The sequence below is a fragment of the Afipia sp. 1NLS2 genome (assembly GCF_000178995.1).
In the GTDB taxonomy this organism is placed as follows: Bacteria; Pseudomonadota; Alphaproteobacteria; order Rhizobiales; family Xanthobacteraceae; genus Afipia.
Map to the genome: position 1 here is coordinate 1 of NZ_ADVZ01000005.1, position 15,932 is coordinate 15,932.

A 15,932-nucleotide genomic window follows, 5' to 3' on the forward strand; every position below is an offset into this window, starting at 1 on the left:
AAAGAAACGAAAGGCAGAACGCCTGTCAGTTCCTGGCGCGAAGCCCTCACAGATCAGTCGAGACCAAATGATTCCGGTGATCTGGCAAAGCCGACACTGGAAATTTCCGTCCGTTCTTCCTACGTTCCAGTCACGGCCAACCTCTTATGCCTGACGCGCGATCCGGTTTTGCCCGGCACGGCGTTCTTGCTTGTGCCCGGCCCGCTGGAACCGATCATGGACGAAGTCATCAAGGCAAAACAACGTGGACAGGAGGCGAACGCCTCTCGCGCCATCACCATTCGCGGCGCGCGCGAGCACAATCTGAAGAACGTCGACCTCGAGGTGCCCCGCGACAAGCTTGTGGTGTTCACCGGTCTGTCAGGCTCGGGTAAATCCTCCCTCGCCTTCGACACCATCTATGCGGAAGGCCAGCGCCGCTACGTGGAATCGCTGTCGGCCTATGCGCGGCAGTTCCTCGAAATGATGCAGAAGCCGGACGTCGACCAGATCGACGGCCTTTCGCCTGCGATCTCCATCGAGCAGAAAACCACGTCGAAGAACCCGCGCTCGACGGTCGGCACCGTCACCGAAATTTACGACTACATGCGCCTGTTGTGGGCACGGGTCGGTGTTCCCTATTCGCCCGCAACGGGACTGCCGATCGAAAGCCAGACCGTCTCGCAAATGGTGGATCGCGTACTCGCGTTGCCGGAAGGCACGCGACTTTATCTGCTCGCGCCAGTCGTGCGCGGCCGCAAGGGCGAATACCGCAAGGAACTTGCGGAGTATCTCAAGAAGGGCTTCCAGCGCGTCAAGATCGACGGCTCGTTTCATGAACTCACCGAAGCGCCCGCGCTTGACAAGAAATTCCCGCACGACATCGACGTGGTGGTGGACCGCATCGTGGTGCGCCCCGACATGGCCCAGCGTCTCGCGGAATCGTTCGAGACCGCATTGAAACTCGCCGAGGGCCTCGCGGTGGTCGAATTCGCCGACAAGCCGGCCGCCTCAGACGCCGAGAGCAAGAAGCCCGAGAAAAAAACCGCGAAAATCCACGACAAGAGCGGACCCGAGCGGTTGCTGTTCTCGGAAAAATTCGCCTGTCCGGTGTCCGGCTTTACGCTGCCCGAGATCGAGCCGCGGTTGTTCTCCTTCAACAATCCGTATGGCGCGTGTCCCGAATGCGGCGGCCTCGGCATCGAACAGCATATCGATCCTGAACTCATCATCCCGGACAAGGACCTGAGCCTGCGCAAGGGCGCGATCGCGCCATGGGCAAAGTCGTCCTCGCCCTATTACATCCAGACGCTGCAGGCGCTCGGCAAGTTCTACAAATTCACACTCGACACCAAGTGGAAGGATCTGCCGAAGAAGACGCAGACCGCCCTGCTCTACGGCTCGGGCGAGGATGCCATCAAGTTCTCCTATGAAGACGGCACCCGCTCCTACGACACCAAGAAGCCGTTCGAAGGTATCATCACCAATATCGAGCGCCGCTTCGCGGAGACCGAAAGCGAATGGGCACGAGAGGAGCTTGGCAAATACTTCGCCGACGTGCCTTGCGCCGGCTGCCACGGCTATCGACTCAAACCGGAAGCCCTATGCGTCAAGATCGGCGGCAAACACATCGGCGAAATCTCAGAACTGTCGGTAAAGAAAGCCGGCGAATGGTTCGAGACCGTACCAGACCTGCTCAACAAGCAGCAGAATGAGATCGCGGTACGCATCCTCAAGGAAATCCGCGAACGCCTGTCGTTCCTGCTTGATGTCGGTCTGAATTATCTCACGCTGTCACGCTCCTCCGGCACGCTGTCCGGCGGCGAAAGCCAGCGCATCCGCCTCGCCTCGCAGATCGGCTCAGGCCTGACCGGCGTTCTCTATGTGCTGGACGAGCCCTCCATCGGCCTGCACCAGCGCGATAATGCGCGCCTTCTCGACACGCTCAAACGCCTGCGCGATCTCGGTAATACCGTTATCGTCGTCGAACACGACGAGGATGCCATCCGCCTCGCCGATCATGTCGTCGACGTCGGCCCCGGCGCAGGCATCAACGGTGGCTATATCGTCGCGCGCGGCACGCCTGTCGAGATCATGAAAAACCCGAACTCACTGACCGGGAAATATCTCACCGGCGAGAAGTACGTGCCGATCCCCGAGCGTCGCCCGCCGAACCACCGGCGGACACTGAAAATCGTGAACGCGCGCGGCAACAATCTCAAGAACATCTCGGCGGAAATCCCGCTCGGCCTGTTTACCTGCGTCACCGGTGTGTCCGGCGGCGGCAAGTCGACGCTGCTACTCGACACGCTCTACAAATCGATCGCACGCAAGCTCAACGGCGCCGCCGACGCCCCCGCGCCGCATGACCGGATCGAGGGACTGGAACATATCGACAAGATCATCGACATCGATCAATCGCCGATCGGGCGCACGCCGCGCTCCAATCCCGCGACTTACACCGCCGCTTTTACGCCGATCCGCGAATGGTTCGCCGGCCTGCCGGAATCCAAGGCGCGCGGCTACGAACCGGGTCGCTTCTCCTTCAACGTCAAAGGCGGCCGCTGCGAGGCCTGTCAGGGCGACGGCCTCATCAAGATCGAGATGCACTTCTTGCCGGACGTGTACGTCACCTGCGATACCTGCAAGGGTAAACGCTACAACCGCGAGACGCTCGAGGTGATGTTCAAGGGCAAGACCATCGCCGACGTGCTCGACATGACCGTGGACGAGGCGGAGGAATTCTTCCGCGCCGTGCCGCGCATCCGCGAGACGTTCCGTACCCTGCAGCGCGTCGGCCTCGGCTACATCCATGTCGGCCAGCAGGCGACAACGCTGTCCGGCGGTGAGGCGCAGCGCGTCAAGCTCGCCAAGGAGCTCTCAAAGCGCGCCACCGGCCGCACGCTCTACATTCTCGACGAACCGACCACCGGCCTGCACTTCCACGATGTCGCGAAACTGCTCGAGGTGCTGCACGAACTGGTCGCGCAGGGCAACAGTGTGGTGGTAATCGAGCACAATCTCGAAGTCATCAAGACCGCTGACTGGGTGATCGACCTCGGCCCTGAGGGTGGCGATGGCGGCGGCGAGATCGTCGCATGGGGCCCGCCGGAAGACATCGTGCGCGCGCCGCGCAGCTATACGGGTAAATTCCTGGCACCTGTCCTTGCAAAGGGACAAACCGGCCATCTGTGCGCGAATGGCGAAGCGGCAGAATAAAACAAACCCGTTCAGGCGACCGATCCGATCGATCGCCTGAACGCCGAGTTCTCAACCCCGTCATTCAAACAGGGTTTATTGCCCGTGCCGGGCAAGCTCCCGATCGGATAATTCCCAATCCTGCCATAGCTTCAGCGTGGCGAGCAGGAAGACGGCGCCGCCGAGGGCGGCATGCCAGAACCTCAACATGCCGTCGGTCGAATATCCGAACACGTAAGGCGACATGATCAGCCAGACAGCAAGCGCCATCTCGCAACCTTCCTCCCAGCGCCGCAAGGCGATGTATTCGAGTTGCGAAAGGCCGATGATGAGGATGCCTACGACCGCGGTATTCATCAGGATCAATCCCGGATCGGAGAGTAATCCGAGACCGTAGTTGACCTCCCCGTTCATCCAGGGAGAAACGGCGATCAGGATACCGAGCAGCATCCCGACCCAGTCCTCCCACGTCCGATGGGTGTCGAAGAACCGAGCGCCAGACATGGAAACCTCCTGTTTAAAGAGGCATACGGCGGCAGCCTGAACGAGGCGACTTCAACCATCACGACCGGTCGGCCGCAGGGGTATGTCCAGACAAAACCTATGAAACCCCCGAGACTTTACAAGAGCCGTCCGCCCGGCTTTGTTGTCACAGGATCGATCATTCGAAGCACATTCGATCGATATGAGCCTGTCGGGAACGACCCGAAATCCGCGAAGATTAGATGGGTGACACAATGGGTGCGGTTCAGGACAATCCCACGGAAGGCCGCTACGAGTTAACCGTCGATGTCCATCTCGCGGCCACCTACTACAAGCTATCGGACGGCGTCATCACATTCGTCCACACCGAAGTGCCGAAGGAACTCGGCGGCCGCGGCATCGGTTCGCAACTGGTGAAAGGCGCACTCGACGATGTGCGCTCAAGGCACCTCAAGGTTATCCCGCAATGTCCATTCGTGAAGGCCTATATCGATAAGCACGCGGATTACGCCGACCTGCTGAAGTAAGCCATCAATTGGCGATAGGAGTACGCACATTCCAGCCGTTCGCGACAATACGACATTGAGCCGCTTCGAGATGGACGTGGATGGCGATGTCGCCTTCGCACGCTACCGCCGCGAGGGCCGCACCATCGTCATCACCCATGTCGAGACTCCTGCCGCGCTGCGTGGACACGGCATCGCGTCACGCCTGATGGGCGGCGTTCTGGAAACGATCCGGCACGAGGGAGAAAAAGTGGTCGCGGCATGCAGTTTCGCCCGCGCCTTTCTCTCCGAACATCCCGAATATTCGAACCTGAAGTCCTGAAGCCGCATAAAAAAGCCCGCCAATGGCGGGCTTTTTCGTTCGCTTATCAAAATCAGACGATCTTGATCGACATGTCCGGGAAGCCCGCGATCTTGGCAAGCAGCACGTCGCCCTTCACCACCGGGCCGACATTCGCCGGCGTGCCGGAATAGATGATATCACCGGCCTTCAGCTCAAAAGCTTCCGACAGCTTCGAGATCTGCTCGGCGACGCTCCAGATCATCTTGTCGAGATCGGCATCCTGCCGGACTGTGCCGTTCACCGCGAGCGAGATCTCACCCTTGACCGGGTGGCCGACTTTCGCGACCGGATGAATGGGCCCGAGCACGGCAGCATGGTCGAAGCTCTTGCCAATTTCCCACGGCTTCTTCAGCGCGGCCATCTCGTTCTGGAGATCGCGGCGGGTCATGTCGAGGCCAATGGTATAGCCGAACACGCAGTCTAGCGCCTTCTCCGGCGGGATGTTGGTGCCGCCCGATTTCAGCGCGGCGACCAGTTCGACCTCGTGGTGGTAGTTCTTGGTCAGCGACGGATACGGATGGTCGGCCACCTTGCCGGTTGGCACGTTCTGGATCGCGTCGGTCGGCTTCTGGAAGAAGAACGGCGGCTCGCGTGTCGGGTCGGAGCCGCGCTCAATAGCATGGGCGGCGTAGTTGCGGCCAATGCAATAGATGCGGCGAACCGGAAACACTTCGCTCTGGCCCTCGATCGGGATCGTGATCTGCGCCACCTCGAACACCGTTTTCGCGTTCCCCTGCGCCGCCGCCGGGGTGGCCAGCGCCGTACCCGCCAGCACCACCGCGCTGCCGGCCAAAACCGTGCGTCGATCGATATTTGTCATTTGATTTTCCTTTTGTTTCCCAGCGGGCCGTTCGTCCGGCCTCGTTTGAATGCATTTTCATAGCGCGGCTGCCCGGCTGCCGTCATCTCTAAAAACGCGTTCCATCCGGCCAGTCCGCCTACACATTTCCGTCAACCCAGGCGCCGTGCTCTCAAGCAAAAGGCCCGCTGCGCAAGCGCGGCGGGCCCAAAACAGTCGTGACATGACGTCCGTTACAAACCGTACGTTAGAGGCCGATCAATGCTTGATGTCAGCGGGCAGCTTGCCGCCATTCGCAGCAAGCTTGGTCATCACCTGCTTGTGCAGCCAGATGTTCATCGAAGCCGAATCATTGGTGTCGCCGGTGTAGTTCAATTCCTTGGCGAGCTCCTTGCGCGCGGCAAGGCTGGAGTCGATATCGAGCGCCTTCATCAAGTCGACGATCGAGGTGCGCCATTCGAGCTTCTCGCCCTTGGCCTTCACGGCGGCGTCAAGGATCGGCGCCACGTCAACGGTCTGTGCGGGAGCCGCAGCCGGGGCTGCGCCTCCAGCGGGCTCCGCCGCCTGTGCGCTGGTCGTGCCGAAAATAGCGCCCATGATCTTGGAAAAGATGCTCATGCTGAACTCCTTGCTTGCGATTTAAAACAAAATATCGGCGCCGCGAGCGTCACCTGATGCAAAGCCTGCCTTAAGGTGTGCAGCTTGCCAATACGCCCGTCATCCTTCGGCTATCATGTCAGGCCGATGAAAATTTGAAGACGGTATAAGAATGCGCCCTCTCATTCGGATTCGATTGGAACAAATTCACCGAAGCGTGAGTTTGTTCCTGCCAGGGAAGGTTTAGCCTCCCACATCAGACGCGCGTTGCTTCCGCGTGGTCACGGTCGCGAACATCGCGTCAACCGCCATCGAACGGGAGCCTCTGCCATGTCTTCCAGTTATCCCTCTTCCGGCAACACCCTGCCCGTCCCCGTCTACCCGGCCAACGACTTGCCTGCGGTTCGACGAATTCAGATGTCCGATCTGTCCACCTGCCTGCGGAAAGGCTGGGACGATTTCACCGCGCTGCCATCGCATGCGATCATCCTCGCTCTGATCTATCCAGTTATCGGCCTCATCGTCGCACGGCTGATCCACGGCTATTCGGTATTGCCCTTGTTATTCCCGCTGGCTGCGGGTTTCGCGCTGCTCGGGCCGTTCGCCGCCATCGGCCTTTACGAACTCAGCCGACGCCGCGAGGCCGGGCAAAACCCGACGGCATCCGACGCGCTGCACGTTCTGTCATCTCCGTCGCTCGGTGCGATGCTCGCTTTGGGCCTGCTGCTGATGGTCCTGTTTGCGGCATGGGTCACGACGGCACAGGCCATTTATATCGCCTGCTTCGGTTATGCTCCGGCCGCGCGGATACCCGACTTCATCGGCATGGTACTGACCACGCGGCAGGGCTGGACGCTGATCCTCCTCGGCTGCGGCGTGGGCCTGATGTTCGCAATCGTGGCCTTGTGCATCAGCGTTGTCGCGTTTCCGCTGATGCTGGACCGTCATGCCAGCGCGGGACAGGCCATGACGGTTTCCATGAAAGCGGTGGCGGAAAACCCGCAAGCGATGATGGCTTGGGGACTTATTGTCGCAATCCTGCTGGTTCTCGGATCTCTGCCGCTGTTCCTCGGACTTGCGGTCGTTGTGCCCGTGCTCGGCCACGCGACATGGCATCTTTATCGCATGGTCGTCGAACCCGCGACGCAGCCCTATCGGGAGCCGGCACAACCGCCGAGAGAAAAGCGCTACGCTGCCGATTTCCCGGTCAACCTGATCTCCTGGCTGCGGTAACGGCCGCGAAACAAGGAACGTGGCATGGCGCCATCCGTTGACGGCTCGGGCTGCCAGAAACGGAGTGCGCCATGCAACTGTCCGGAAAGAAAATCGCCATTCTCGCCACCAATGGCTTCGAGCAGTCCGAGCTTGAGGTTCCGCTCGCCAAGCTGAAGGCCGCAGGCGCAACCGTCGATGTCGTCTCGCTGCAGCCCGGCGACATCAAGGGATGGGACAAGACTGATTGGGGCCATCCGATTAAGGTCAACAAGACGCTCGATCAAGTCTCGGCCGACGATTACGACGCGCTGGTGCTTCCGGGCGGACAGATCAATCCCGATCTGCTGCGCATCGAGCCCAGGGCGCTCGCCTTTATCAAAAGCATCTACAAGCAGAAGAAGGTGCTGGCCGCGATCTGTCACGCGCCATGGCTCTTGATCGAGGCCGGTCTCATCAAGGGCAAGAAGGTTACATCCTACAAATCGATCAAAACCGATGTGATCAACGCAGGCGGCAAGTGGGAAGATTCCGAAGTGGTGACCGATCAAGGCCTCATCACTTCGCGCAATCCAGGCGACCTCGAGGCGTTCTCGACCAAGATCATCGAGGAAATCCGCGAAGGCAGACACGCACAACGCGCGGCCTGACGCCGTTCGCGCCTCACAGCCTTGTCATTCAGGCGTGGTGTCAAATATCTGGGCCCTGCTGCTCGAGCGCCTTTCATCGACACCAGGCACCGCGCACAGAGCATTCCTGCGCCTTGAGGCGCTCTTCAGACGACATCCGTTGGATGGCCTGAAGACGTCCGACTGTTCCCTGAAAGCCGATCCAAAATAACGAGTAAAATCACATGGCTGCTCCCATAGGCCATGAATTCATATTCAAATTATGATCCATGATTCACAAATTCATTTACGGTTCATGCATATCTTGCATATGTCACGAAGCGCCTCGTCTCACAAAAGAGAACGTGAAAGGCATTTCCATTTATAGAATCATAATAATTTAAGCTGACCCATCGGTCACGAACATATATTACCGTTAGAGATATGCATTATTCGCTTAGCTGCATCGCAACATTTGCGCTGGTATACCAGGAAAAAAAGATTATTACTCTATTCATGCAGTCCTCAAGGACTGAACTACAAATCAAAGGTGACTACCATGATCCTCTCTCTCGTTCGCATCATCAAGGCGTTCCGTGACTACAATCGCGCTTACCGCGAGCTTTCGGAGCTCAGCGAGCGCGAGCTGGCCGACATCGGCATTGATCGTGGCGACATCGAGCGCGTCGCTGCGGGTGCCTACCGCAAGGCCGCTTAAGACGCCTCTTAGAGGTCACACTACGAAACACGACGAACGCCCGCCTCGAGCGGGCGTTTGTTGTTTCTGCCCCCTGAATCATGGTCGCTCGTTGCGCTGCCCGCCGACTGGCCTTAGTGCTGAGCCATGATCGATACCCCTTGGATAACCGAGCCCATTCACGTCATCGGCGGCGGCCTCGCCGGCTCCGAAGCCGCTTGGCAGATCGCCGCGCGCGGATGCCGCGTCGTACTGCACGAGATGCGCCCGATCCGCACCACCGAGGCGCATCGGACCGAGAGCTTCGCCGAACTGGTCTGCTCGAATTCGTTCCGCTCCGACGATGCCGCCAACAACGCTGTCGGCCTGCTCCACGCCGAATTGCGCAAACTGAACTCGCTGATCATGGCCTCTGCAGACGCCCATCAGGTTCCGGCCGGTGGCGCGCTTGCGGTAGACCGCGAGGGCTTTTCGGCCGCCGTCAGTGCCGCGCTGTCCGGTCACCCGCTGATCGAGATCCGGCGCGAGGAGATCGCGGGTCTGCCGCCTGCCGAATGGAGCAATGTGGTGGTCGCGACCGGTCCCCTCACCTCGCCCGCGCTCGCGGATGCCGTTCGCGCATTGAGCGGCGAGGATTCGCTCGCCTTTTTCGATGCCATCGCGCCCATCGTGCACCGCGACTCCATCGATATGTCGAAGGCTTGGTTCCAGTCGCGTTACGACAAGGTCGGCCCCGGCGGCAACGGCGCGGACTACATCAACTGCCCGCTGTCGCGCGAGCAATACGAGGCCTTCGTCGCCGCCCTGATCGCTGGCGAAAAGACCGACTTCAAGGAATGGGAAAGCAATACGCCCTATTTTGACGGCTGCCTGCCGATCGAGGTGATGGCTGAACGCGGACCAGAGACATTGCGCCATGGCCCGATGAAGCCGGTCGGCCTCACCAACGCGCATGAGCCCACGGTGAAGCCCTACGCCATCGTCCAGCTTCGCCAGGACAACAAGCTTGGCACGCTCTACAACATCGTCGGCTTCCAGACGAAATTGAAATACGGCGCGCAAACCAACGTGCTGCGTATGATTCCCGGCCTCGAGCAGGCCGAATTCGCACGTCTCGGCGGCCTGCACCGCAATACGTTCCTCAATTCGCCGAAGCTGCTCGATGCCCGATTGCGGCTGCGCGCGCAACCGCGCCTGCGTTTCGCAGGTCAAATGACTGGCTGCGAGGGCTATGTGGAATCGGCGGGCATCGGCCTGCTGGCCGGATTGTTCGCAGCCCACGAGGCACTCACGCGGCCGATCGCGCCACCGCCCCCGACTACCGCGCTTGGCGCGCTACTCAATCACATCACCGGCGGCCATATCGAGGCGATCGATGCAGGGCCGCGCTCGTTCCAGCCGATGAACATCAATTTCGGACTATTCCCGCCGCTCGCCCAGAACCCGACGAAGAAGGCTGACGGCACGCGGCTGCGCGGGAATGAAAAGACCATCGCCAAGAAACAGGCGATGAGCGCGCGGGCACTGGCCGATCTTGATGTGTGGATCGCGGAGACGTTGAAGGTTACGGACGCGGCCTAATCGCGAAACTCTTCCGACTTGGTTGCCCGCCACAGCGTCCACAACATCCGCAGCCGCGATTGCGGCACCAGCGCGAACGGATTTTGTGCTGGCATGCGTGCGGGATCGAGCGCGCGCCGCACCAGCGCCAGCGGCAAGAACACCCTCTTCGCATCCGCAGGCACCGCAATGAGCAGATCGGCCGCCTTGCCGCGATGGCTTCGCGCCACCTCGGCGAGCACCCTAATCGCAGTCTGCAACTGCGGCGTGGATCGTCCGGCGAAAATATCCGCTTCCTTCACACCCGCTTCGCTCAGCACATCCTGCGGCAGATAAAGCTGCTTGCGCGAGGCATGAAGCGGCAATCCCTCGACTGCCCTGACAATCCCCTGCGCGATGCCGGCATGAAGCGCGGCATGCGCGACCGCCTCGGATGTTCCTCCGAGGATTCGTGCGCTCAGGCTGAACAATCTCCCCGCCGTGTCGTCGCAATAGCGCTCCAACATATCGAGCGACAGCATCGGGTCATCATAGAGATCGAACACCCGCGCATCGACAAGCCGTGACAGCTCGTTGCGTGGCAAATCATGATTGGCCACCGCCGCCATCAACTCGGCTGCGACGGGATTGGCTTCAACGCTGCCGCGCGCGTCACCATCGACCAGATCGCGCCACCATTGCAGGCGGATTTCACCCGGCAGAGGCTGGCTGACGTGATCGCGAATTCGGCGCAGCTCAGTATTGAAAGCGTAAAGCGCCAGCACTGGCCGGCGCGCGCGCGGCGGCATGAACAGCGTTGCCGCATAGCGCTCGAAATCATGATCGCGCACGAGTTGCGCGCAATAGGAAGCGTCGTCCGCGCCGCTCACATCGGCCCCGCTCATACCGCGATCAACGCCGCCGCCACGCGGCGGCCTTCGCCCAGCATGATATTGTAGGTGGTGATGGCGGAGCCGGTCTGCATCGGGTCGAGCACGATTTGAACTGCGTGCAATGCTTCACGTAAAGCGGGATCGGGACGCCAGACTTCGCGGCCCGTGCCCACGATCAGCGTGTCAATCATCCGCGCGTTCTCGAATACACGCGCAAGCGAAGCTTCATCGATCTCACCAGCCCGCGCCACGGACCACGCCCAGATGCCATCCGGCAGGCACAGCAGCGAACCGCGATGCGACATGTCAGCGAAACGGAACCCGCCCTGCCCGTAACCATCGATCGGCGCGGGGCGCGGGAAATGCGGAACCGCTGGCGCGGCCCCGCTCACGGCTTCGAAGACTTGGATGGCTTGGCGGACTTCTCGGGCTTCTCAGGCTTTTCGTCCGGCTCGCCGGTGATTCCCATCCGGTGCGTGCCGACGCCGAGATAGATCAGCATCGGCGCGGCGATGAAGATCGACGTATAGGTGCCGACCAGCACAACACCAAACATCATGGTCGCCGCAAACGAATGGATCGCCTTGCCGCCAAACAACAGCAACGCGAGCAACGCTAGCGTCACCGTGACGTGGGTGATGATCGAGCGCGACAGCGTCGAGTTCACCGACTGGTTCAGCAGGTCTTCCATCGGCATCTTCTTGTAGCGCCGCAGCAACTCGCGGATACGGTCATAGATCACGACCGTGTCGTTGAGCGAGTAGCCGAGAATGGTCAGCAGTGCAGCAATCGAGGTTAGGTCGAAGTCAATTTGCGTGATCGACATGAAGCCGATGGTCAGCACAATGTCGTGGACGTTGGCGACCATCGCGCCCAATGCGAACTGCCACTCGAACCGGAACCAGAGATAAAGCAGGATGCCGACGATCGCGAGCATCAGGCCGAGCGTGCCATAAGCCAGCAGTTCGCCCGAGACGCGCGGGCCGACCACTTCGACACGGCGGTATTCGACCGCATCTCCAAGTGCGCCGCGCACTTTCTGCACCGCCGCCTGCTGCGCGGCATCGCCGCCCGGCTGTTCGGCAATGCGGATCAGGACGTTCTGCGGCCCTCCGAACTGCTGCAACTGTACATCGCCGAGTCCGAGCTTGCCGAGATCGGTGCGCAGCTTGGCGAGATCGGCCGGGCCGGATTTTTCCTGGATTTCAAGCAGCGTGCCGCCCTTGAAGTCGATGCCGAAATTCAGACCATGGGTGAAGTACAGCGTGATCGCGAAGATCGACAGCACCGCTGAGATCGGGAAGCTGAAGCGCCGCAGATCCATAAAATGCAGCGTTGTGTCGTCCGGCACCACGCGCAGCGCGGGAATAACGCCATAGACGCACAACACCGTCAGGATGACGATGAAAACCGCGAGGCCAAGAATAACAAGGTGAGGCATTGTCACGGCGGCAGTTCCTTAAATCGGCACGGTCTGCGGCCGTTTCCATCGCACCCAGGTGGCGACGATCAGGCGCGTGACGGTGAATGCCGTGAACACGGTGGTGACGATGCCGATGCCGAGCGTCACGGCGAAGCCGCGCACCGGGCCCGTGCCGATGTAGAACAGCACTGCGGCAGCGATGAAGGTAGTGATGTTGGAGTCGAGGATGGTCGCGAGCGCACGCGAGAAGCCCGCGTCGATTGCGGAGATCGCGTTGCGGCCGTGGCGCACTTCTTCCCTGATGCGCTCGTAAATCAGCACGTTGGAGTCCACCGCGATGCCGACCGTGAGCACGATGCCGGCGATGCCGGGCAGCGTCAGCGTGGCGTTGAGCAGCGACAGGATGCCGAAGATCATCGCGACGTTGACCGCGACCGCGATGTTGGCGAACAGGCCGAACAGGCGATAGGTCAGCGTCATGAACACGATGACGAGCACCGAGCCGACATAGGAGGCAAGTTCACCTGCCGCGATCGAGTCCTGCCCGAGGCCGGGACCGACGGTGCGCTCCTCGATGATTGTCAGCGGCGCAGGCAGTGCACCCGCACGTAACAGGATCGCGAGGTCGTTGGCCTGCTGCACCGTGAAGTTGCCGGAAATCTGGCCCGAGCCGCCAGTGATCGGCTCCTGAATGACCGGCGCAGAAATCACTTCATTGTCGAGAACAATCGCGAAAGGCTGCTTCACATTCTCGGTGGTCGCCTGTGCGAACTTGCGCGCGCCCGTGCCGTTGAAGCGGAACGAGACAACCGGCTGGCCGGTGCGTTGGTCGAAGCTCGGCTGCGCGTCGGTGAGATCTGCACCGGACACCAGCACCTGTTTCTTGACGACATAAGGGGCATGCGGTGGCTCGGCACCCTTCAGCACCTCGGAATCCGGCGGCACCCGGCCCTGCAGCGCCTGCTCGGGCGACACGGTGGTATCCACCATGCGGAAGTCCATCTTCGCGGTCTTGCCGAGGATTTCCTTCAGTCGCGTCGGGTCCTGCAGACCCGGCACCTGCACGAGCACGCGATCGACGCCCTGGCGCTGGATCAAAGGTTCGACGGTGCCGAGTTCGTTGACGCGCTTTTCAATAATCTGGATCGACTGGTCGACAGCCTGCCGGACGCGGTCGAGAATCGCAGCCTGCGGCACGGTCAGGCGGATCAGACCCCCGCCCGCATCGGACACTTCGAGCGTCCGCTGGCCGGTACCACCAAGAACGCCGCCGATCGGCTGGGACAGTTCACGCAGTTTCGTGAGCGCGGTCGCAAGATCGGCTTCCTTGACCCTGACTTCGACATTGTCGCCCTTGATGCTCAGGCCGGTGTAACCGATCTTGGCTTCGCGCAACGTGCGGCGCGCATCGTCGCGCACCTGATCGAGCTTGTCCTTCTTGACCGAATTGGCGTCGACTTCGAGCAGCAGATGCGAACCGCCCTGCAAATCGAGGCCGAGCACGAGGCGGCGCTGCGCCCAGGCCGGCCAGGTCTTGACGGTCGCCTCCGGGAAGAAGTTCGGCACCGCGCACAGACATACGATCAGAGCCGTAAAAATGACCGCGAGGGCTTTCCATCGGGTAAAATAAAGCATTCGGTCAACCCGTCAGGTCACAGGAAGGCTTGCGCCAGGCTTAGCTGGCGGCTGCCTCTGAAGTGGGCTCGCCCTTCGAGCGGACGGTGGCGATCATCTGCCGCATCTGGCGAATGCGCACGCCGTCGGACACTTCCATCTCGATCTGCTCGTCGTCGACCACCTTGGTCACTTTGCCGACGAGACCGCCACTGGTCACGACGGTGTCGCCGCGGCGGATGTTCTTCACCAGATTGGCGTGCTCCTTGGCCTTGCGCTGCTGAGGGCGCAAGATCAGGAAGTACATGATCACGAAGATCATGGCGAACGGCAGCAGCGACATCAGCATGGAGTTGGTGTCGCCGGCAGCACCGGCAGCCTGGGCGAAGGCAGGAGTGATGAACATACGCAGTATTCCTTGCTGGGCTGACCGGCGGGAAAAGCCGGGTTGAGGCCGTTCGGAGGGGGTAAATTTGCGCGGACTATAGCGGCCAGCGCCCCAATTGCAACGCTGGCCACCCCCATCATTTCCGTGGGTTGCCGGGGTGAGGACGGCTCGCTTAGGGTGCCGCCACAATCAACGGAAACGACCGGAATCATGGCCAAAACCACCCGCAAGACGCCCTCCCGCAAAAGCCGTCCCGCTCGCAAGCCCGCCCCCGCCAAGGGCGACACTCGCAACCGCAAGCCGGTATCGGCCGCGGCAAAGCGGTTAGCGGCAAAACCGGAGGGAATCGAGGAGCGTATCGCCCGGGCGCTGGAGGCCATTGCAGCCGGTCTGCCGAAGTCGAGCGAGGCAGCCTCGACTCCGGAATCGCTGCGGGCGGCGGAGGCCTTCGTCTGGCAGCCAAACGGACGCCTGTTGCCGGTGCCAAAGGTCAGCCGCGTCGACCTCGGCCTTCTGAAAGGCGTCGACCGGATGCGCGACATCCTGATCGAGAACACCGAACGCTTCGCCCGCGGCCTGCCCGCCAACAACGCGCTGTTGTGGGGCGCGCGCGGCATGGGCAAGTCCTCGCTGGTGAAGGCTGCGCACGCGACCGTCAATAATATGGATGGCGTGCGCGGCACGCTGAAGCTGATCGAAATCCACCGCGAGGACATCGAGAGCCTGCCCGCGCTGATGGCGCTGCTGCGTCAGTCCGAATTCAACATCATCGTGTTCTGCGACGACCTATCCTTCGATGGTCAGGACGCGTCCTACAAGTCGCTCAAGGCGGTGCTTGAAGGCGGCATCGAGGGTCGGCCCGAGAACGTCATTCTCTATGCCACCTCCAACCGCCGCCATCTGCTCGCCCGCGAGATGATCGAGAACGAACGCTCGACCGCGATCAATCCCGGCGAGGCCGTCGAGGAGAAGGTTTCACTGTCGGACCGTTTCGGCCTGTGGCTCGGCTTCCACAAATGCAGCCAGGAAGAATATCTGGAGATGGTGAAAGGCTACTGCGCCCATTTTGGCGTGAACCTGCCCGCAGACGAACTTGAGCGCGAGGCGCTGGAATGGTCCACCACCCGTGGCTCGCGGTCGGGCCGTGTCGCCTGGCAATTCGTGCAGGAAATGGCCGGACGCCACCGCGTCAAGCTGGCCAAGTAATTTCAGGATAAGTGATTTCAGAGAGTGACATTCTCAGAGCCCGGAGCGGATGGCGCTCCGGGGCTGACAAATCGGAAGAAAGCCTGCCTCTACAGCAGGTCGCCGTTGCGGGCCTGGGTCGGCCCCATCGGTACGCAGGTGCGCTGACGTTCCCGTCCCGCGATCGCCCCCCTGACCCGCATCACCATGCCGGCCCCGCACGTCTTGGTATCGACGAGCACCGAGACATAGGGCGGAAGAACCAGCGGTTCGCGTTTCAGGAAGGTCGGTTCAGCAGACGCAGGCGCGGCAAACGCCGCAGCTAGAATGAGCAAAGCCACGATACGCATGACATTTTCCTCAACCAACAGACGCAACAAGCACGACTGCCGGAACTCGTTCCGAGCGGAGCGAAATAAATCCCAGACCGGATGAATACGCAACACCGTCGTTAGACGCTGCCGGGAA

General features: G+C 61.1%; 17 protein-coding genes. 8 read left to right on the forward strand and 9 right to left on the reverse strand.

The features are described from left to right. The first annotated feature begins 216 nt into the window (after positions 1-216). Complete coding sequence (gene uvrA / locus AFIDRAFT_RS16120; RefSeq protein ID WP_040298702.1) at positions 217-3,198, forward strand: excinuclease ABC subunit UvrA; 2,982 nt, start codon at positions 217-219, stop codon at positions 3,196-3,198. Between the two features lie 75 nt (positions 3,199-3,273). Here the strand turns inward: uvrA and AFIDRAFT_RS16125 are convergent, their stop codons facing one another. Beyond that, positions 3,274-3,681, reverse strand: a complete 408-nt coding sequence (locus tag AFIDRAFT_RS16125) for an SPW repeat protein (protein WP_009340658.1) — start codon at positions 3,679-3,681, stop codon at positions 3,274-3,276. Positions 3,682-3,902: 221 nt separating this feature from the next. On the opposite strand from AFIDRAFT_RS16125, the gene AFIDRAFT_RS16130 reads away from it, so the two are divergent. Both AFIDRAFT_RS16130 and AFIDRAFT_RS16135 read left to right on the forward strand, forming a co-directional pair. Next, complete coding sequence (locus tag AFIDRAFT_RS16130) at positions 3,903-4,187, forward strand: GNAT family N-acetyltransferase (protein ID WP_040298591.1); 285 nt, start codon at positions 3,903-3,905, stop codon at positions 4,185-4,187. A 55-nt stretch (positions 4,188-4,242) separates the two neighbouring features. After that, complete coding sequence (locus AFIDRAFT_RS16135) at positions 4,243-4,488, forward strand: GNAT family N-acetyltransferase (protein WP_502685481.1); 246 nt, start codon at positions 4,243-4,245, stop codon at positions 4,486-4,488. A gap of 52 nt (positions 4,489-4,540) precedes the next feature. Here AFIDRAFT_RS16135 and AFIDRAFT_RS16140 read toward each other — a convergent pair whose 3' ends face one another. Next, positions 4,541-5,329, reverse strand: coding sequence for a fumarylacetoacetate hydrolase family protein (locus AFIDRAFT_RS16140; protein WP_009340661.1), 789 nt, complete (start codon positions 5,327-5,329; stop codon positions 4,541-4,543). A 237-nt stretch (positions 5,330-5,566) separates the two neighbouring features. Beyond that, positions 5,567-5,926, reverse strand: coding sequence for a DUF3597 domain-containing protein (locus AFIDRAFT_RS16145; RefSeq protein WP_009340662.1), 360 nt, complete (start codon positions 5,924-5,926; stop codon positions 5,567-5,569). A 309-nt stretch (positions 5,927-6,235) separates the two neighbouring features. Between AFIDRAFT_RS16145 and AFIDRAFT_RS16150 the strand changes: the two genes are divergently transcribed. From AFIDRAFT_RS16150 to trmFO, 4 genes are all read left to right on the forward strand, one after another. Continuing rightward, entirely contained in the window at positions 6,236-7,138 is a 903-nt protein-coding gene (locus AFIDRAFT_RS16150; RefSeq protein WP_009340663.1) for a DUF2189 domain-containing protein, read from the forward strand. 71 nt (positions 7,139-7,209) lie between these two features. Next, a complete protein-coding gene (locus AFIDRAFT_RS16155) occupies positions 7,210-7,767 on the forward strand; it encodes a type 1 glutamine amidotransferase domain-containing protein (RefSeq protein WP_009340664.1) in 558 nt (185 codons plus the stop codon). A 517-nt stretch (positions 7,768-8,284) separates the two neighbouring features. After that, positions 8,285-8,443 carry a DUF1127 domain-containing protein gene (locus tag AFIDRAFT_RS19605; protein WP_002715731.1) on the forward strand — a complete coding sequence of 53 codons (159 nt, stop codon included), beginning with the start codon at positions 8,285-8,287 and terminating at the stop codon, positions 8,441-8,443. Between the two features lie 126 nt (positions 8,444-8,569). Further along, positions 8,570-10,003, forward strand: a complete 1,434-nt coding sequence (trmFO, locus tag AFIDRAFT_RS16160) for a methylenetetrahydrofolate--tRNA-(uracil(54)-C(5))-methyltransferase (FADH(2)-oxidizing) TrmFO (protein ID WP_009340665.1) — start codon at positions 8,570-8,572, stop codon at positions 10,001-10,003. Here trmFO and AFIDRAFT_RS16165 read toward each other — a convergent pair. Genes AFIDRAFT_RS16165 through yajC form a run of 5 tightly spaced genes read right to left on the reverse strand, consistent with a single transcriptional unit; the run spans position 10,000 to position 14,297 of the window. Then, positions 10,000-10,866 carry a phytoene/squalene synthase family protein gene (locus tag AFIDRAFT_RS16165; protein WP_009340666.1) on the reverse strand — a complete coding sequence of 289 codons (867 nt, stop codon included), beginning with the start codon at positions 10,864-10,866 and terminating at the stop codon, positions 10,000-10,002. The two genes, trmFO and AFIDRAFT_RS16165, sit on opposite strands and share 4 nt — an antisense overlap. Continuing rightward, positions 10,863-11,246: an Mth938-like domain-containing protein gene (locus tag AFIDRAFT_RS16170; RefSeq protein WP_009340667.1), complete on the reverse strand. Its 384-nt coding sequence runs from the start codon at positions 11,244-11,246 to the stop codon at positions 10,863-10,865. Before AFIDRAFT_RS16170 ends, AFIDRAFT_RS16165 begins: the two co-directional genes overlap by 4 nt. Then, positions 11,243-12,295 (reverse strand): protein translocase subunit SecF, encoded by a 1,053-nt coding sequence (secF, locus tag AFIDRAFT_RS16175; protein WP_197083244.1) that lies wholly within the window; start codon positions 12,293-12,295, stop codon positions 11,243-11,245. The genes AFIDRAFT_RS16170 and secF overlap by 4 nt, the downstream gene beginning before the upstream one ends. 18 nt (positions 12,296-12,313) lie before the next feature. Continuing rightward, positions 12,314-13,912 (reverse strand): protein translocase subunit SecD, encoded by a 1,599-nt coding sequence (gene secD / locus AFIDRAFT_RS16180; protein ID WP_009340669.1) that lies wholly within the window; start codon positions 13,910-13,912, stop codon positions 12,314-12,316. A 40-nt stretch (positions 13,913-13,952) separates the two neighbouring features. Then, complete coding sequence (gene yajC / locus AFIDRAFT_RS16185) at positions 13,953-14,297, reverse strand: preprotein translocase subunit YajC (RefSeq protein ID WP_009340670.1); 345 nt, start codon at positions 14,295-14,297, stop codon at positions 13,953-13,955. Between the two features lie 192 nt (positions 14,298-14,489). On the opposite strand from yajC, the gene AFIDRAFT_RS16190 reads away from it, so the two are divergent. After that, on the forward strand, positions 14,490-15,485 hold the full coding sequence (locus AFIDRAFT_RS16190) for an ATP-binding protein (protein ID WP_009340671.1): 996 nt from the start codon (positions 14,490-14,492) through the stop codon (positions 15,483-15,485). A gap of 89 nt (positions 15,486-15,574) precedes the next feature. Here the strand turns inward: AFIDRAFT_RS16190 and AFIDRAFT_RS16195 are convergent, their stop codons facing one another. Then, positions 15,575-15,814, reverse strand: a complete 240-nt coding sequence (locus AFIDRAFT_RS16195) for a hypothetical protein (protein WP_009340672.1) — start codon at positions 15,812-15,814, stop codon at positions 15,575-15,577. Between the last annotated feature and the right edge of the window lie 118 nt (positions 15,815-15,932).